Annotated in this window: 17 protein-coding genes; 11 read left to right on the top strand and 6 right to left on the bottom strand. The window is 46.6% G+C overall.

Annotated elements, in window-relative coordinates; all coding sequences use genetic code 11:
* Positions 1–140: 140 nt before the first annotated feature.
* Positions 141–698 (top strand): DUF4352 domain-containing protein, encoded by a 558-nt coding sequence (locus tag ABGV42_RS29770; RefSeq protein WP_347384949.1) that lies wholly within the window; start codon positions 141–143, stop codon positions 696–698.
* Positions 699–1,202: 504 nt separating this feature from the next.
* Here ABGV42_RS29770 and ABGV42_RS29765 read toward each other — a convergent pair.
* Positions 1,203–2,717, bottom strand: a complete 1,515-nt coding sequence (locus ABGV42_RS29765; RefSeq protein ID WP_347384948.1) for a leucine-rich repeat domain-containing protein — start codon at positions 2,715–2,717, stop codon at positions 1,203–1,205.
* A 308-nt stretch (positions 2,718–3,025) separates the two neighbouring features.
* Here ABGV42_RS29765 and ABGV42_RS29760 point away from each other — a divergent pair, with 308 nt between their 5' ends.
* From ABGV42_RS29760 to ABGV42_RS29735, 6 genes are all read left to right on the top strand, one after another.
* The gene (locus ABGV42_RS29760; RefSeq protein WP_347384947.1) at positions 3,026–3,916 is read left to right on the top strand and encodes a diacylglycerol/lipid kinase family protein; all 891 of its coding nucleotides are present in this window, start codon (positions 3,026–3,028) and stop codon (positions 3,914–3,916) included.
* 141 nt (positions 3,917–4,057) lie between these two features.
* Positions 4,058–4,975 (top strand): aldo/keto reductase, encoded by a 918-nt coding sequence (locus tag ABGV42_RS29755; protein WP_347384946.1) that lies wholly within the window; start codon positions 4,058–4,060, stop codon positions 4,973–4,975.
* 273 nt (positions 4,976–5,248) lie between these two features.
* Positions 5,249–6,631: a transcriptional regulator gene (locus tag ABGV42_RS29750; RefSeq protein WP_347384945.1), complete on the top strand. Its 1,383-nt coding sequence runs from the start codon at positions 5,249–5,251 to the stop codon at positions 6,629–6,631.
* Between the two features lie 289 nt (positions 6,632–6,920).
* On the top strand, positions 6,921–7,301 hold the full coding sequence (locus ABGV42_RS29745) for a GntR family transcriptional regulator (protein WP_347384944.1): 381 nt from the start codon (positions 6,921–6,923) through the stop codon (positions 7,299–7,301).
* Positions 7,298–8,173, top strand: coding sequence for an ABC transporter ATP-binding protein (locus ABGV42_RS29740; RefSeq protein WP_347384943.1), 876 nt, complete (start codon positions 7,298–7,300; stop codon positions 8,171–8,173). Before ABGV42_RS29745 ends, ABGV42_RS29740 begins: the two co-directional genes overlap by 4 nt.
* Positions 8,170–8,868, top strand: a complete 699-nt coding sequence (locus ABGV42_RS29735; RefSeq protein ID WP_347384942.1) for a hypothetical protein — start codon at positions 8,170–8,172, stop codon at positions 8,866–8,868. Before ABGV42_RS29740 ends, ABGV42_RS29735 begins: the two co-directional genes overlap by 4 nt.
* A gap of 112 nt (positions 8,869–8,980) precedes the next feature.
* On the opposite strand, the gene ABGV42_RS29730 is transcribed toward ABGV42_RS29735, so the two are convergent.
* Complete coding sequence (locus ABGV42_RS29730; protein ID WP_347384941.1) at positions 8,981–9,757, bottom strand: isocitrate lyase/PEP mutase family protein; 777 nt, start codon at positions 9,755–9,757, stop codon at positions 8,981–8,983.
* Positions 9,758–9,813: 56 nt separating this feature from the next.
* Positions 9,814–10,872, bottom strand: a complete 1,059-nt coding sequence (locus ABGV42_RS29725) for a bifunctional transcriptional activator/DNA repair enzyme AdaA (protein WP_347384940.1) — start codon at positions 10,870–10,872, stop codon at positions 9,814–9,816.
* 355 nt (positions 10,873–11,227) lie between these two features.
* Here ABGV42_RS29725 and ABGV42_RS29720 point away from each other — a divergent pair, with 355 nt between their 5' ends.
* The gene (locus ABGV42_RS29720; RefSeq protein ID WP_347384939.1) at positions 11,228–11,818 is read left to right on the top strand and encodes a hypothetical protein; all 591 of its coding nucleotides are present in this window, start codon (positions 11,228–11,230) and stop codon (positions 11,816–11,818) included.
* 85 nt (positions 11,819–11,903) lie between these two features.
* On the opposite strand, the gene ABGV42_RS29715 is transcribed toward ABGV42_RS29720, so the two are convergent.
* Positions 11,904–12,821 carry a phosphatidate cytidylyltransferase gene (locus ABGV42_RS29715; protein ID WP_347384938.1) on the bottom strand — a complete coding sequence of 306 codons (918 nt, stop codon included), beginning with the start codon at positions 12,819–12,821 and terminating at the stop codon, positions 11,904–11,906.
* A 98-nt stretch (positions 12,822–12,919) separates the two neighbouring features.
* Between ABGV42_RS29715 and ABGV42_RS29710 the strand changes: the two genes are divergently transcribed.
* From ABGV42_RS29710 to ABGV42_RS29700, 3 genes are all read left to right on the top strand, one after another.
* Positions 12,920–13,462, top strand: a complete 543-nt coding sequence (locus ABGV42_RS29710) for a hypothetical protein (RefSeq protein ID WP_347384937.1) — start codon at positions 12,920–12,922, stop codon at positions 13,460–13,462.
* Positions 13,463–13,684: 222 nt separating this feature from the next.
* Positions 13,685–14,980 carry a GntP family permease gene (locus ABGV42_RS29705; RefSeq protein WP_347384936.1) on the top strand — a complete coding sequence of 432 codons (1,296 nt, stop codon included), beginning with the start codon at positions 13,685–13,687 and terminating at the stop codon, positions 14,978–14,980.
* 22 nt (positions 14,981–15,002) lie between these two features.
* A complete protein-coding gene (locus tag ABGV42_RS29700; RefSeq protein ID WP_347384935.1) occupies positions 15,003–16,145 on the top strand; it encodes a glycerate kinase in 1,143 nt (380 codons plus the stop codon).
* 112 nt (positions 16,146–16,257) lie between these two features.
* Here ABGV42_RS29700 and ABGV42_RS29695 read toward each other — a convergent pair whose 3' ends face one another.
* Positions 16,258–17,304: a CdaR family transcriptional regulator gene (locus ABGV42_RS29695; RefSeq protein WP_347384934.1), complete on the bottom strand. Its 1,047-nt coding sequence runs from the start codon at positions 17,302–17,304 to the stop codon at positions 16,258–16,260.
* Positions 17,305–17,686: 382 nt separating this feature from the next.
* Positions 17,687–18,253 carry a GbsR/MarR family transcriptional regulator gene (locus ABGV42_RS29690; protein ID WP_347384933.1) on the bottom strand — a complete coding sequence of 189 codons (567 nt, stop codon included), beginning with the start codon at positions 18,251–18,253 and terminating at the stop codon, positions 17,687–17,689.
* Positions 18,254–18,380 lie beyond the last annotated feature (127 nt).

Here is an 18,380-nt window from a genome sequence, read left to right as displayed (position 1 = left end):
CCTCTATCGCTAACTATTATACGACTAAATGTTTGGAATAAATCCAAAAAAAATATTTACCTATAAAATATATCTTAAATATTCCGATATATGTTAATATAGCACTTGGGTCAAATTACCTAAATTGTAGGGGGAGAAAGATGAAAAAGTTTTTTAAGATCGGATGTTTGGGGTTTATCGGTTTAATCGTATTAGGGGTAATTGGGAGCATGCTTTCTTCCAATGACAAAACAACAGATACTGCAGCAAGCAAGCCGGCTAGTACAACTCAGAAAGAAGCAAAAGAAGAAGTTAAAGTTGCAGGGATTGGTGACGAACTTAAAGTCGGTGATGTAGTTTTTAAAGTTAACAAGGTATCAACGAAAAATGAAATTAAAGAGGGTCAAATCTTGTCCTACAAACCAAGTTCTGATGGGAGTATCTTTTTAGTTATTAATGCGACATTGAAAAATGAAGGTAAGCAAATGATCACCACAGATTCTTCGTTTTTTCAGTTAAAAAAAGGAGAAGTTACATACGCGCCGACTTCTATGATCTCAGTTTCTAACAAAATTTTTATGTATGATGGGATTAATCCTGGATTATCTCAGACAGGGAATGTAGTTTTTGAAATTCCTGAAGATTTGAATGATTTTGAACTTAATGTACAGACAGGATTCTGGGGTACTGAACAGGGTCAGATTCAGATCAAGTATTAATAGGTAATAGTACAATAGGCCTAGATTATAAACAAAGACCAACCTTAAATTATGGTTGGTCTTTGTTCGTCAATGGCAAGATTATTGGAATACCGCGCTAATCAGTTCATTTGTCCAAAGATTTGTAATGAACCTTCCCAATCGGCCCAAGGTAATAGTGAATATTAGCAAAGCGAACAAACTGAGCCGAACTTGGAATCCTCTTTTAACTTCGCTAGTTAACCATGCCTGGCATACAGGTTCCTCTGAAATGAATGGTGGCTATCCAGATGACGAGCGAAAAAATCATCGAAACGAAGTGAACCATAGCAATAACCAAGTGAGTACTTGCCCCAAACACAAGGAAATTCCAATATAGATTTTCCTGCAAGATATGGTGTCAGCGGCATGCTGAAAGCAAAACTAGCAATAACTTCGGTGAAAACTTGCATAGCAAGAAAACAATAAGCCTATCGCATGTAGTTCGTACAAGAACCTGCGATAGGCTTATTTATCGTAACACCTTTAAGATTCAATATTGTTGCCCGCCTGTTTATTTTCAAAAATCAGAATCGTTTTGCTTTTTCCGATATAACCGACAGTCGTATTAAGCTGCTCCGAAACAAAGCGGACTGGCACAAAAGCCGTGCCGTTTTCGATCAACAAGGGAGCATCATTCATCAGGAGCGAACCATCTACAACCACCTGTTTGTTGCCGGCAGTCCAGCGAATGGTTTTATCACCTTGTGTGATTACGGCCTCCTGGTTGTTCCCGTCCCAATCCACATGGGCATGGAGCTGTTCAGACACAAACCGCAGTGGCACGTAGGTACGCCCTTCATGGATAAAAGGCGCAGCTTCCAGAGCGTATGTGCGATCGCCCACGTAGGCCGTTGTAGATCCTTCAATTAAGCGCTGGAAACGGCCTTGCGGCGTGCGTTTCTGTTCCCGCACATTCATCTGGTTAAGCAGACTCATGGTGCTGCTGCCACTCGATACGTCCAGATAGTTGTTTTGCACAGTCAATCCGGCCGATTCCGCTTCCGTCACCGGAGTCTGTACGTTCGGGGATACAGAGGTGGAAGTTCCGATGTCCTGTACTGTATTCAGGGGATTAGCCTGTGTAAAAGTAAAATCGGCAATCGGTTTTAGATCCCATACACGATTGTTTGCGAGCTTCAGCACCTCCAGCTTGGTGAGCTGTCGTAATGGCTCCAGATCATAGATCTGATTGGATTCGGCATTAAGCTCGGTTAACCGCAGCAATCCTTCAAGTGCCTGCAAGTGCTGAATTTGGTTACTCGAGATGTCGAGCGCCTGAAGACGCGTCATATGCTGCAATGGGGTCAGGTCGGAGATTTCATTGCCTGCCACGTTTAATCTCAATAATGTATTATCCAAATCGGCCAGTGGAGCCAGTGATTGAAGCCGATTATTCGCTACGTTCAGCTGCTGCAGCCCGGATTGATTGGCCAGTGGAGTCAGATCTGTAATCTCGTTGTTGGAAATCTCAAGCCATTTTAGATGATCTATATCCGACAAAGCGGAGAGACTGTTAATCTGATTGCCACTGGCGTAAAACGTATGTAATCGGGTGAAGTCACGAACCACATCTATGGAAGAGATGGAATTATTGCTGATGTACAGCCGTCCAAGCTCCCTCAGGTCAGCGAGTGCATCAATGGATGTAATATAATTGTTGCGTACGTCGATTTCCCTCAGTTGGCCCAGATGCTTCAGCGGTGTCAGATCCTCAATCTCATTGCCGTATAGGCGAAGGTGCGTCAGGTTGGTTGCATACTCCAGTCCCGACAGGCTCTGTATGCCTGCATTACTCAGATCAACAACGGTAAGCTGTTCCAGGTCGGAGGAGGTTAAGGGTGAATCTACCGGTTTGTTCAAAATCAGTTTTAGTCCGTTTTCCAGTGCAGGATCTTCAATGATGCCTTTACCTGAGTCCATCGTTGCGTAGGCCATGGCCTGCCCGGACGCGCCGATACTCAGAATGAATATTAGACATAGTAACGTCATTCTTCTCATTGCATGCATTCCCTCCGATATTTAAAGTTCTTCTCGCTTTTATGTAATCACATGCGTCGTAAAGGTCAGATCAACAGGAATGAATTCTCAACATTTCTCTAGTTATTAACCCGTCAGCGGAGAAAAGGAACAACAATTTCAAGGGACAGGTAACAACTCTACTTCTATTCTATATGAAACAAGCATTGATCTGTACTCCTTCAGGTGAACTTTACCAAAAAAATTCTTCTGGCCGGATTGCCTTATTCAACCTACCCCAAGGAAGGGTATAGAAGAAGTAAATATGCAGGTGGAGGGGAGAGACGGTTATGCGTCAAGCCATGATCATTAGCAATCCGTCATCGGGAAAAGAAGAGGCTCAGCAGTACGTGTCCCAAGTTCAGGAAATTTTGGAATCACAGCAGTATAAAGTGATGGTTAATGAGACAGCTGGGGAAGGTGATGCAACCAGTTACTGTCTGAATGCCTGCCAAGGCGGCTGTGATTTGGTCATATCGATTGGGGGAGACGGCACACTGCATGAGACCATTAATGGCATGATGGATCAGAATCATCGTCCCCGGCTGGGTATCGTACCCCTGGGTACCGTGAATGATTTTGCGCGTGCGCTCCATCTGTCTCTCGATCCTGACGAAGCCATTAGGCAGCTTGGTTCAGATCAGGTACGCAAGGTGGATCTGGGCAGAATTAATGATCGTCTCTTCGCCAACGTGGTGGCAGCCGGTTCTTTGGCTGAAGCATTATCTTCTGTTTCATCGGAAGACAAGTCGAAGCTGGGCTCCCTGGCGTATTTGAAGGAAGGATTGAAGGATCTCGTGTCCTCACCCGCCTATCCTCTGAAGATTGAATACGATGGGCTGACGTGGGAGGGGGAATCCCCGTTGTTTCTTGCTGCTCTGACCAATTCTGTTGGTGGATTTGAGAAGCTGTCTCCGGATGCAGCGGTGGATGATGGACTGATTCATTGTTTTGTGATCCGCAACATCAGTGTATTTAACAGCCTGACACTGGGGACATCTTTGTTGTTCGGGCATCTAAAGAACCATAAGGACGTGGATTATTTTACGGCAAAAAAGGTCCGGGTAAGCTCCACGGAGTCGGTTCACACCAATGTGGACGGGGAGGAAGGGCCCGCATTGCCTATTCAAATCAGCGTTCTGCCCCAACATATTGAAGTGATTGTTCCTCAAGAAACGTGAGCCTGTCGAAAAATTGAGAAGAAACGACCATTTTTCCATATAAGATGTCTAAAAATCCATTGAAACCGATTGCAGATCTGTGTCACAATCAAAGCTGGAAGACAAGTATATACCAATATCCGAATATGGAGGGAAATCACCTTGAGAACAATAAAACTTGGCAGCAGCTCACTTGAAGTACCAGTTGTGGCCGTAGGCTGCATGCGAATCAATTCACTCAGCAACAAAGAGGCAGAACAATTTGTTCATTCCGCCATGGAAGTCGGTGCGAACTTCTTCGACCATGCTGATATTTATGGAAATGGGGCATGCGAAGAGATTTTTGCAGAGGCGGTACAGATGAATCCCCAGGTTCGTGAAAATATGATTTTGCAATCCAAATGCGGTATCCGCAAGGGCATGTTTGATTTCTCGAAGGAGCACATCCTGAATTCTGTGGATGGGATCCTGCAGCGTCTGAAAACGGAGTATCTTGATGTTCTGCTGCTGCACCGTCCGGATGCTCTCGTGGAGCCGGAAGAAGTGGCAGAGGCATTCGATCTGCTCGAGCGTGAAGGTAAAGTGCGCCATTTCGGGGTATCCAACCAGAATCCGAATCAGATTGAACTGCTGAAAAAATATGTGAAACAGCCGCTGGTAGCCAATCAGCTGCAGCTGAGCATTACCAACACAACGATGATCTCCAGCGGAATCAACGTGAACATGGAGAACGATGCAGCCGTGAACCGTGATGGCAGTATCCTGGATTATTGCCGTTTGCACGATATCACCATTCAGCCTTGGTCCCCGTTCCAATACGGGTTCTTCGAAGGCGTATTCCTGGGCAGCGACAAGTTCCCGGAACTGAATGCCAAGATTGATGAGATTGCAGCCAAATATGATGTGAGCAACACCACCATCGCGATTGCCTGGTTGCTGCGTCACCCAGCTCATATGCAGCCTGTAACAGGCACAACGAATATTGAACGCCTGAAGGACTGTGTCAAAGCCGGAGATATTCATCTTACGCGCCAGGAATGGTACGAAATCTATCGTGCTGCCGGCAACATCCTGCCTTAAATGGAGATTTAAAAGTAGAGCAGTAGAATCTGCTCTCTTATATGAAAACACGAGCATTCATTCAGCTCGTGTTTTTTGTTTTTTCCTGATTTGATGCAAGGCCATTCCAGGTATAAAATAAAGAAACGGGTTTATTTTATCAAAAGGATTAAATTGTAATTAATACAAATTAGTTGAATTTATTATATTGACCCTTTCTTTTGGATTACATATAATTACTTTTGCATAACGTTAATCCTGTATATGGCTTTTATTTTGGAGGGTGGTGTTCGTTTGGAGCCAACAACCACGATTCGCGATCATTTAGAGAATTACCTGAAGCGTGAGCAGATGTCCATCAGTCTTTTTTCGGAAACGTCAGGTATTAATTCGGGTACGCTGAGCAATATTTTGAACAAAAATCGCCCGATTGCGATGCAGCAGTTGGACCGAATCACTTCAGCCATGAAGCTTGAGGAAGGCCATTTCTATGAATTGTATATCGATGAGTGTTTCGTTCATGCAACCCCCGACTGGCGAAGACTGGGCCCCTTCCTTCACCGTTGTGCGGAGTTAGATAAATTAAACTGTATTGAAGAGGTTATCCAATTGATGATGGATAATCTATCATATATTCCCCTTCTATTTGATCTGGCCGAGGAGTTTTACCACGAAGGTAGATTTAAACCAGCCATTCTTTTATATGAAACTATTGCTGAGAGTGAGAAAATGCAGCATTCGGAGCGTCTTGCTCTATGTCAGTATCGTCTGTTCAAGTTGGGTCTGACCAATGACCAGCAGAGAAACCTGATCATTGCAGCCAAGTTCGAATATTATGTGGATCGTCTGGATGAACGATATCAGCTGGACGCTCTTAATGAACTAATCAATGCTTTTGGTGCACTACACCGATGGAGCAAAGTACAAGAGCTTTCCGAAAAGCTAAAGGTGAAGGCAACCATCCATTATGAATTGAATGGTAGAAGAAAACAGGAGGAAACGAAAAGACCCATTGTTTTTTACATCCTTTATTCCGATTTGGCTGCTGGAAGTGCATGTTATCATCTGAAGGATTACGATAATGCTTTAAAATATGTTTCATTATATGCAGATATCAGCTGGGTCAAAGACCCTAATCAGGATGAGATCCTGGTCATTAATCAGTTCCAGGAATGGGCCGAGGCGAATCGTTATATCTATCAATTGATGGCTGGGCAGTTTGAAGTGCTGCCCTCCTATTTAAACTATATATCTACCAAGGAAAACGAAATTTTTCCTGCGCTCTGTGATATTGTTACAGCTGCAAATCGCTATGATGAAGATATTGATTACGTGCTTGAACAGTATCAATCATACTTCACGTATCAGGAACAGAGTAATCGGATCGGGAAGGTGAGCAAGCAGGTTACAGATGATCGTTATTTACGTCTTTTAGCTGATCTGGGAGCGTATTATCTAAAGAAAGAAGAGTATTATAAAGGTTTGGGATTTGTGCTTGATAGCTTGAGATTTTCTATTGAAATTAGTAGCGGGAGGGGTATGCTAAGAGGTATCGGACTGTTTGAACAATATAGGGATTATGCGACCGATACAGCCAAGCAGCAGTACAAAATAATAATTAGTGAGGTGCAGAAACTCAATGAAGAGAAAGTTGGCTTTGCTGATAGCTACATGTAGCATTGTGGTAAGCATACTAACTCCTGCAAGTGAGCCTAACTTAGGTACGGATGCTCCAAACCCCGCAATTATGAGAACCGCTGATCATGGATTTGGCACTTAACCCCATTAGAAAATCGGGACGCTTCTGAATATTCATTCAGAGGCTTTTTTTTGTTTGTGTTTGGAAAATATATTCAGGAAAATTAGAATGCAGGGTATTAGGCTATTTACTTTTGGATATCTGTGTACTATAGTTAGTTACATGAGTAACTAACCAATTAACCTAAATAACGAAAGTTGGATTGGCATGAAATCGACTTTGGATGAATCGCAGCCCATATTCCATCAGATTGCCATGATGATTATGGATGATATTGTGGAAGGCAGATTACAGGCGGAGGAGCAGGTTCCATCGACCAATGAGCTCTCGCGGTTCTACAATATCAATCCGGCAACTGCACGCAAAGGGCTGCAGGAGCTTGTGGACAGAGGAATCATATACAAACAGCGAGGTGTTGGAATGTTTGTCGCCAAAGGGGCAAGAGATGCACTGCTTATCGAGCGAAAACAGCATTTTTACGAAGAATACATTATGCCACTGCTCGAGGAAGCCAGACGGATTCATATGAATGAAGACATGATTATTGATCTGATTAAGGGCAAGAGAGACAAGGAGAGTGAGTCATGATTCGTATGGATCAGGTAAGCTACGGTTATCATCAGACACCTGTTTTGGAACATGTTACATTGCATGAAAGTGAGCCGGTCATTAGTGCAATCTGGGGGAGGAACGGTGCCGGAAAAACAACACTCATGAGTTTGCTTGCAGGGCATAACCGCCCTGATCGGGGAAGCATTCAAGTCATGGGGGAGAACCCCTACAATAACCTGGCTGCCCAGGGGCATATTTGCTACGTTCAGGAGAATCATCCTCTGGGCAGAAATTGGACGATGAGTGACCTGGTACGATTCGGTCAGTATTTCCATCCGGAGTGGAATCAGGAATTAGCGAAGCGGTTAATTGATCTGTTTGAATTGCCATCCAAAAGGAAGATCGTCAAATTTTCCAAAGGGATGAAAACGGCCGCCCAGATGGTTCTTGGCCTCGCAAGCTATGCAAATGTCACTATTCTGGATGAGCCAACTAATGGGCTAGATGCGGAAAAGCGCAAATATTTCTACAACGCCTTACTTGAAAGTTATGAAGAGCATCCCCGTCTGATTTTGGTTTCTACCCATCATATTGAAGAGATTCAGCCATTATGTGAGTCACTCATTGTGCTCCATCAAGGCGGCGTACTGTGCCATCAGCAGATGGAAGAGATACGCGAAAAGGGAGTTCTGCTAACAGGGTTAAATCGTGATATCGATCAGGTTACCCAAGGCGAAAAAATTATTGAGTCTGCACAGCTCGGGTCAACAAAAAAGGTGATGATTGACGCCTCTTACTCCAAGGAGTGGAGAGATATTGCGCAGGCACATGCTCTTTCCATCGAGAAGGCTACACTGCAGGACTATCTGGTCAATCTGACTCGGAAACAGGAGGTGCTGAAGGGATGAATGCAGTAAAAGGTACGAATCGACTGATTCTGGATGATATGCGTTGGTATCTGATGCTTTTCTCACTTATTACACTTATGCTTACTGTAGTATATCTGGCAGTGGGCTTCATATTTGATGTTGCTTTTACCACTCAGCTGTTTGGGCCCATGTACGGAGGAATCTGTGCATTTGCTGTGGCAGGCATTGTTACCCTATACCCGGTTGCAATCGGACTGGGGAGTACCCGAATTCAGTTTCTGAAATCCTTCTATCTCATCTCCGCATGGATGGTGGTTGGGACCATTACCATCCTGAATGTGATCTATCTAATCATGCATTTGCTTCATGAAGCTGGATGGCTGGGTGTAACCTTTTATCAGTTGGGTAAGCTGTACTCGAGTGATTATCATTTCTTATCCTATCTCTGGATTGACCTGATGATGGGATTCCTTGTCCTTGGACTGTCTATCTTTTCAACCGTTTGCTGGATTAGACTGGGGATGCGCAATTTTCTGATTCTGTTCTTCGGCTTGAGTCTGGTCCTTACGCTGGCCCTTGTTTTGTCTGACCTAAGCGTCTTGGTAAAGTGGTTCATGAGTATCAACATGTTGACGTTCTCTACCATCGTGGGGGCATTGGGTTGGGTGTTCATTCTGTGCACCTATCCCATGATGAGGAATGCTCCACTTGCGATGAAAGGCAGAAAAGACTAGGGGCTACCGTATTCACATGCGCAGGTTGTGTGGCGATAAGGATACAACAAACACGAGTGCATCACTGCCTCGTGTTTTTCTGTGTATTTAAATACCTCTGCACGTAATCTTCTTAGCTTCTTTCAAACAAAATGCTTCGTCCGAGCTCCTTCAAGTGTCCCATGGCTCTCTGATAAGGATAAGGTCCATAGCTTACACGGGCCACCCCAAGTCTGGCGAGCTGTTTGGGGGTTGGCTCGTTAGATGTAACCATCACGTTTACTGGAATGGGGGAGCGCTCACATAATGCCTGAATGAGCTGTTGATTCTGTAGGCCTGGAACGAATAGTCCGCTCGCTCCTGCCTCTGCATAAGCATGGGCTCGCAATAGTGCTTCTTCCAGGTGGGATGAGGCATGCTGCGCTTGTGCAGTTTGCAGAAATATATCCGTACGAGCGTTAATGAATAAGGGAATGTCCGTTAGTTCAGCAGCTTCGCAGGCGGCTTTCAAGCGGAGAACGAATTCATCAATAACATAGAGACCTGTTCCTCCAGGAAGTTGGTCTTCGATGTTAATGCCGACGGCACCTTGCTCGATTACCCGGAGGACATTCTCCTTCACTTCTGACGCATACCTGCCATGCCCTCCCTCAATATCAATCGTAACAGGCAGTTTTGTGCTTGATGTGATGCGATCGAGATTGGAAAGCATCCATTCAAACGGCATAATCTCTCCGTCCTGCTCACCATGAGCCGCGGCAATAGACCAGCTCCCGGTGGCTATTGCTTCGGCTCCAATCGATTCAATGGCTTGTGCACTTCCGGCATCCCATACATTAACGAGTACGAGGGGGTTACCTTTTACATGTAGTTGGTGAAATAGCTCTGCTTTTTCTTTCAGGGTTTGCATAGGATGACTCTCCTCCGTTATATCGCGATAAATGGACTACGCTAGCTGGTCATGTCTCAATGATTTTGTTCATAAGCAGTCTTCTCATGGGTTAACAGCCAGTTCTTGCGAGTCAGGCCACCGCCGTATCCGCCCAGGTCACCGCTTGCATTAATGACCCTGTGGCACGGGATTACAATGGCCAGTTGGTTCGCTCCATTGGCCTGTGCGACTGCACGGCATGCGGATGGTTTACCCAGTTCGACAGCGATATCCAAATATGACCTTGTCTCGCCCGGCGGAATCGCCATAAGCTGCTCCCACACGCTCTTTTGAAATGGTGTTCCTAAACAGAACAACGGGGTGTGAAAAGCGGTTAAAGTCCCGTCAAAATACTCCGCCAGTTCCCTCTCTATGGAGCGAATGGGTTCAGTTACACCAGGTACGATCGCGGACTTGGTTCGTTTCCGAAGTCGCTCTACTTCCCGCTCCAGACCTCTGCGATCCACAAATTCAAGCAAATATAGGGCTGTATCATCTGCCACGGCCATCATGGGTCCAAGACGTGTATCAATCCAGGAGGCCTTGAGGACCTGCCCTTCATCCACTTGAGTAGGAGCAGCCCCCATAATTCGGGAGAAAGCATCCCGGAAACCGCTGCTGGACTCATACCCCGTCGACAACTGGGCATCAATGATGGTGCGGCCTGAGCGAATGTTCTTCAAGGCAAGTCCCATGCGACGTGCGCGGGCATATTCCACAAAGGTCATACCGAACCGCTTTTTGAACTGACGGCGTGCCGTGGATTCATCGATGGACAAATCTCTGAAATCCTGGCCTTTCCAACGCTTTTCCGGATGGTTCTCCACGGCTTCGACCAGTATTCGGACTACATCGGATACCTGGTTGGGATGGGATAACGGGCGGCAGCGCTGGCAGGGACGAAATGAAGCGAGCAGTGCCTGCTGTGCGGTCTCGTAAAATTCACAGTTCTCGAATTTGGGCTTTCGTGCGGGACAGGTAGGGCGGCAGAATACTCCCGTCGTTTTGACACCGACATAGAATAAACCTTCGTACTCCGAATCTTTGGCAACCAGAGCCTGATAATATTGTTCTTTCAGTTCAGCAGAGATCATTAAACGCACGTCCTTACGATTTTTGTTTCAGCCAGAGAGAGGCAACTTGTTCCCGATGCTCCATCCTTCCCTTGATATTATAAAAAAACGAAGCGCATGGCATCGCCGAAAATCAGGCATGAATATTTTTATTTCAATTCAATGTTTTTCTTTCCTCCAGTCCAGTTTACCAAAAGGATCCCCAGGAATATAAAATACCCGCCCATACAACAATTCAGAACTCATCGAAGTGTAGTGGTAACGATCATTTTTGGAGGGTTTACATATTATGGAGCTTCATGAGGGACGATATGGTGTAGTGATTAATAAGGCATGTGTAGTTTTGATGGATTAGACCAAGATGGAAGGAGCTCCAATGATGAAGAAGAACACAAATACATTTGCTCTTTGGGCATCCGTGCTTTGCCTTCTGCTGCTGATCAGCGCCTGTGGCGCCAAAAATAACAATGAATCGGTTCAGGAGCACGCCTATCCGCAATCCAAGGAGCCTATTGAGGAAGCGGGAAACAGTTCAGTTCCCAACTCGGATGCCAAACAGGGCAATGAGTATCCGGCGAATACGGCGGATGGTGACGAAGGAAAGCTGTCTGCTCAATCCGATTCATCGGCAAATGACAAACAGATCACAATTACGATTGACCAGACAGACAAGCGGGCAGAGAATAACAAAAGCTTTGATTTTTCCGTGAGCCCGGTGCCAGAGGGCTACACCCTCTCTGAGCTGCGGTGGACATCCAACCAGATTACCATTATTAACTCGCCTGCAGAGGCCATTCAGCATGGTGGTGACGGTAAAGAAGGCTTCTATATTAGCGGGAACGGGCAGTTCTCCGGCTTCATGTATTCGGATGAGATGAAGGGTGAACGGGGCAAAGTCACTCTTGTCTACAAGAATGAAGCAGGTAAAGAGATACTGGCAGAGCAGGAAGTAAAGTTGAAAAAATAAAGCAAAAAAAGCAGCCGAAACCGGCTGCTTTTCTTGTTTAGCGTTATATATCTAAGAATGCATCTTGCCTTGATCCTCGTCCAACCTACATAAAGTCGAAGAAATAACGAACGACATGAAACATGACCGGAGACGTATAGGTCAGGCTGTCAACCCGGCTCAGATAGCTTTTTTTGAGTGCATCGAATTTATTGTCATCCCCGATTAACAAATCCCGCTTCAGCACAGACACCGTCAGACTTCCGAAGAAACCTGCAAGGCTGATCAATACACCGATAAAGATTCCGAATTTCCAATCAAACGGAGTCAGATAAGGGTGAATGAAATAAGAGGCTGCCGTCGTTATCACAAATGCACAGGCGAATCCTTCCCATGTCAAAAATGGATTGGCTGTGGGCACCACTTTTCGTTTGCCCAGATAGAGGGAGACCAGATAGTGGACCACATCGTTAAGTTGTGTTAACACCACTAGGAACAGGACCAGCTTCGACCCATACTCCGGTGTTGCAAACGGAAAATAGGCCAGATGGCTGAGCCCGAATACCATCAGCATCAATCCCCACTGTGTAGAACTCACGCTCCGCAGGAAGCCAACCGTTCCTTTATTAATCACGCGTGGGAGCGGCAGCACGAGGAAGACATACAGCGGAATAAAGACGATAAACATCCCATACCATCCAATATAGATCCAGTAGAATTGCACCGGTATGGCGAGATATGCCCACAGGAAAAGCCGGCGGTCGGCCTTACGGGTGCTGCGGATCATGGAGAAATACTCCTTGAGCGCGAAGAACGCGAGCACCATGAGCGAGATGAGGGAAACAATCGGATTGAAGAGTGTGGCGAGACAGAAAATGACGAGCATGCCCCACCAGGTCTTGATTTTGTTGCCAATGCCCGAATAATCCTTGTCCGGCTGAAGCTTGGCAATGATTTTGTACACGATATGTATGACGAGTAATGCTGCGAAAATGAGCGTTAATGTGAAGAGCGAGCTGCTCACGTACCGATCACCTGCTTATTCCAGAAGTAAGATCCCATAATAGGGTACCTATGTTATTATGAAGGAATAGTGCCATCTTGATAAGGGGAAATTTCGTTATGACAGCCGACCGTTCAATCTATATCCTGCTTACGAATACAGGGACATTGTTTACCAAGGTTATTCAAAGTTACACCAGAGCACCATATAATCATGCTTCGATCTCATTTAACCGGGAATTATCCGAGCTGTACAGCTTCGGCCGCAAGCACCCGAACAATCCGCTGAATGGCGGTTTTGTGAAGGAGGATATTCAGACGGGTACATATAGCAAATATCCAAACACCACATGTGTCATTTATGAGCTTCAGGTTACAGACCGCGAAGTAGAAAAAATGAAACGCGTTCTGCAGATCTTCATCCGCAGCCGTCAGAAATACATGTACAATCTGCTGGGTGTAATCGGCATTACCCTGAAGGAGCCGGTGGAATTCAGCAACTCCTACTTCTGCTCCCAGTTCGTGGCTGAAATTCTGCAGCGTTCGGGAATCAAGCTGTGGAATAAGCTGCCCGCACTGGTGACCCCCGATGATTTTCGTCAAAGTGATCGCCTTAAGTTGGTGTACGAAGGGAAGTTAAGTGACTATAAGGCAGCCACCTAAACGCTGAACAGCCTGCTGCCGCAGATCATTGGGCAACAGGCTGTTGTGATATTACAGGGACGATCTTGCCGACTGATAGTTGAACGAAGCAGGGCAACATGTCTGTCCTGCTTTTTGGCGTTGTGCATATGCACAATGAATTTCGTCCTTTAATCAATATTTATTTAGCGCTCCAGCCTCTATAATGAAAGCGTATTCAACAAGAGCAAGGGGGCAATCACAATGGAGGATTTAACTATTAGTTGGATCGGCGCACTGGCAGGACTTGCTATTGCCATCATATTGATCTTAAGGAAGCTGAACCCGGTCTACTCCTTATTTCTGGGGGCAATTGTAGGCGCTTTAATTGGCGGAGCGAACCTGGAAGAGACCGTAAATATATTGGTGAATGGTACGCAAAGTGTCATGGGCACCGTGCTCCGCGTTCTTGCGGCAGGGGTTCTGGCAGGTGTCATGATGGAGTCTGGAGCGGCGGAGACGATAGCCCAGGCGATTGTACGAAAGTTTGGTGGCAGCAAGGCAATTTTGGCGTTGGCACTGGCCACGATGATTATTACAGCCGTTGGGGTGTTCATCCCTGTTGCGGTACTTATTGTGGCACCAATCGCGCTGTCTGTGGGTAACAAAATGGGCATTTCCAAACTAGCACTGATTCTTGCTCTATCTGGCGGTGGTAAAGCGGGGAATATTATATCTCCCAATCCCAATACGATTGCAGCGGCACGTGGGTTTGATCTGGAACTCAGCAATGTCATGCTGGCAGGTGTGATTCCAGCCATCTGCGGATTAATTGTAACGGTTATCGTCGCTTCGATGCTCAAGAATAAAGGCGTTATGGTCACCGATCAGGAAGCGGAGCAGGGCGAAGTGGATACCTCACAGTACCCGCCGCTGAAGCAAGCGATTGTTGCACCACTGGTAGCCATCATTCTGTTAATGATTAACCCGATTGGTTCAATAACAGGGGTAGAGGCACTATCCACGTTCAAAGTGGATGCCATGTATATTCTGCCGCTTGCCGGCATCATCGGTATGCTGGCAATGGGACAAGGTAAGAACATCGTGAAGTATACAACTTCCGGGTTGAATAAAATGACAGCAACCGTGCTTATTCTGATCGGCGCCGGCGGAATTGCAGGTCTGATCTCTGCATCCGACTTGTCAGGTCAGGTCGTTAGTTTGATTGAAGCATCCGGCATCTCAGGCACCTTCCTGGCACCCATTGCGGGTATTCTAATGGCTGCAGCTACTGCCTCAACATCAACCGGTGTCATTCTGGCGACAGGCTCGTTCGGCGACGCGATTCTGAACATGGGAACGGCTCCGCTTGCAGCAGCGGTTATGGTGCATACCGGGGCAACCGTCATTGATTCTCTGCCTCAGGGTAATTACTTCCATGTTTCGGCAGACAGTATGAAGATGACGATCCGGCAGCGGATGGGTGTCATTCCTTATGAAGCTATTGTAGGTGGGACGATGGCGATTGTAGCCACATTACTATACGGATTTATCCTCTAATATCAAGGATGGGGTGAGAAGAATGGGAGAGAAGACATTTGTATTGGCACCGGATTCATTCAAGGAGAGCATGACGGCGAAGGAAGTCTGTATCGCGATGGAAAAAGGATTGCGTAAAATCTATCCGACCGCCAGTTACATCCATGTGCCCATGGCAGACGGAGGGGAGGGAACGGTGCAATCGCTGGTGGATGCTTCGAATGGTGCCATTCACCGGAAAGAGGTAAGCGGACCGCTTGGTCAACCGGTAAAGGCACAGTACGGCATTCTGGGCGATGGCACAACGGCAGCCATCGAGATGGCATCGGCGAGCGGCATTCATTTGGTAACCCCGGACAGCCGGGACCCGCTCCGCACGACCACTTACGGAACAGGAGAGCTGATTCGGGAATGTCTGGACCTTGGCATTCGTAAAATTATTATCGGAATTGGCGGCAGTGCCACCAACGATGGAGGTACAGGTATGGCCGAAGCACTGGGGGCGAGGTTCCTGGATGCCCAAGGGCAGCCGCTTGCCCGTGGTGGCGGAGCTCTGAACCAGTTGACCCACATCGATGTATCGGGTCTGGACCCGCGTTTGCAGGAAGTGGAGCTTGTTGTTGCCTGTGATGTGACCAATCCGCTATGCGGAGAGCATGGTGCTTCAAGGGTATTCGGACCGCAGAAGGGGGCTAATCCGGAAATGGTACAGCTGCTGGATGCCAATCTCTCTCATTATGCTGAGGTGGTGAAGCAGCAACTGGGCAAGGATATTCGGGATGTTCCAGGCGCAGGGGCAGCGGGTGGACTGGGTGCAGGATTGCTGATTTTTACCCAGGCCGTTCTGCGTAAAGGCATAGAGATTGTTATTGAATATACAGGTTTACAGGGCAAGTTGACCCAGGCAGATGTGGTGTTTACAGGTGAGGGCGGGATCGATTTTCAAACGAAATTTGGTAAGACGCCTTATGGCGTTGCACAGGCTGCCAAGGAAGCCGGCAAACCGGTCATCGCCATTGCAGGGTATGTTGGCGAAGGAATAGATACGCTCTACACGGAAGGTATTGATGCTGTATTCGGTATTGTACCGGGCGCAGCAGATCTGGGTAAGCTGCTGCGGGAAGGGCCGGAGAATGTGGAGCGTACCATGGAGAATATTGCAAGGGTGCTGAAGTTGGGTTTGTGATTTTGGATTATCAGTCGGGATGAAATGATAAATTAGAGTATAACGGAGACGGGTTGCGGATCTGCCAGCGTGCAGATGCTGGATGCCCGTCTCTTTGCTGTGATGGCTGGTGTCACTGATGGAATGAGAGCAGTCCATGGGTAAGTTCGATCAGTTCGAGCCAGTTGTGCGGGTTCCTGCCCGTAATGCTCTCTATGCGTTTGAGGCGATATTGCAGCGTATTGCGATGAATGTTCAGATCGGTGGCCGTCATGGTCATGCTGCCGTTATGGTGGATGAAGCTGCGCAAGGTTTCCAGCAGATCTGCGTGATCCTCCAGCCTGCTAATGATGTTGGCTTGAGAAGTCAGGCGAGCCTTGCTGAAGCTTACCAGAAAGTGCACATCATCATAATGGAGGAGAGGAGTAGCTGGCTGAAGTGCCAACAAAATATTCATGACAGATCTTGCCTGCTCATAACAGACGGCAACATTGGGTTCTTTTCGGCTGACCGAAATAAAGCAGTGAGGCTGTTCTTGACGTAATCGCTCGATAAACGGATCGAGGTCTGCTTCGCTTTGAATCATGATGATCTGTGCATCGCCTTCCTCCTCCATCGAGAAAGAAGGGAACTGAAGCAATATTTTGCCCATGCTTTCATTGAATTCAGGAGCATTCCCAGGAGCCTTGATGTAGAGGAGGACCGTTGGCAGCTGCAGATCCAGATTGTATTGCAATGCTTCCTTCCTGATCTTCAGGGAATAGGAACCGGAATGATTCAACAGGCGCTCCAGAAAGGCCTTCTTGCGTGATGTTTCATGGGCCAGACGTTCCAGTTGATTGCGTTGTTCAATGAGGAGCGCGACCGTTGTCCGTACAATGTTACAGAATGGTCGGACCTCATCGGGATGACCGGAGATTCCGATGACACCAACATGCTGGTTGTTAATCGCAATCGGTTCGTTGGTGCCCATTTTCTCCAATCGTCCATCCTGCCAAACTTCTATTCGACTTCCTGTTGTCAGTGCCCGAACAGCGCCTTGATGGATGGTTCCGACCCGCTCTTTCTGGCCGCTTCCAATAATAATACCCTGTTCATTCATGATGTTGATGTTATACGGGATGTCCTGCATCATTTTGTCGACGATTTCCTGTGCCTGTTTCTCGGTGAGCTGCAGCAACGCTATTCCTCCTTTTTTGTTGGTTCCTTCTGGAGTTTATCCTGTTATAAGATGAGTCGTTCCCATATAGCCTATATTGTGCATCTGAACGAAATTATAGATGATTTGATAAGGCTTACACAAATGCTTCGTATCATTACGGGTGTGTTCTATCGTTATTTCTGGGGAGCCAGCAGCATATTCCATCCAAAAGTGTACCGTACCGATGGTTTGCCTGTGCTCAGATGGGCTGTCTTCTAACCCATACGCAGACATCAAAGCTGGAGCACAGCAATAAATACTCCAACCATACAAGAAAAAAGGCCACCCGCAGGGGTGGCTTTTGTTGATCTTGGATACGTCCAGTCATTATTGAAGCGATTTTAGCATGCATCTAACTATATTAATCACTCTTATGTGGCGAGTCTGAGTAAAAACGACCATCCCGCAGCTGGTTTACAAATCCCTGCAGCCATTGATAATACTGCTCCGCATGCTGCAGTTTATGCAAATCCCGCAAAGCTTCCTCCCGCTCCTCTGGCATGGTTGTTCTGGCAAGAATAATCTCGGATAACTCCGGGATCACCTCCTGAAGACTCTCCTGCATAACGTCAATTTCCCGTTGAAGTTTGGCGCCAAAGAAGTTTTGAAATGTACGGAAAAAGTCTGTTTCTGCCAAATAAAGATCCTGCCGCTCGCGCTTCTCCTCCAGTTTGTAAACCATCTGTGACTCGGTAAGAGAACGTACCGCATAGCTCATATTGCTTTTGCTCATGTTCATCGACGTCTTCATTTCTTCCAGTGTCATGGGACGATCCTCGAAATACATAATGCCATACAGCTGGCCAAAGGAATGATTAACTCCGTATAAATCCATGGTATGGGCAATGGCGTCTATGACTTTCTCCCTGAGTTCCTGCCGATAGGACACCACCGTAGGCTCCTGTTCCCCGGCCGCTTCTTTTCCCACAATCTCACCTCTAGTATATGGATGGGATTTCCTTTTACGACTTCATATTTTACATGACTTCCTGTGATTTTAACATAACCCGGAAATTGATTTTTCAAATGTATTATACAATCATTTTTGTACAGAA

Origin of the sequence: Paenibacillus pabuli, assembly GCF_039831995.1 — a bacterium.
Lineage (GTDB): Bacteria > Bacillota > Bacilli > Paenibacillales > Paenibacillaceae > Paenibacillus > Paenibacillus pabuli_C.
The sequence above is the reverse complement of the archived record's forward strand: the minus strand, read 5'-3'. Positions and strand labels throughout refer to the sequence as shown.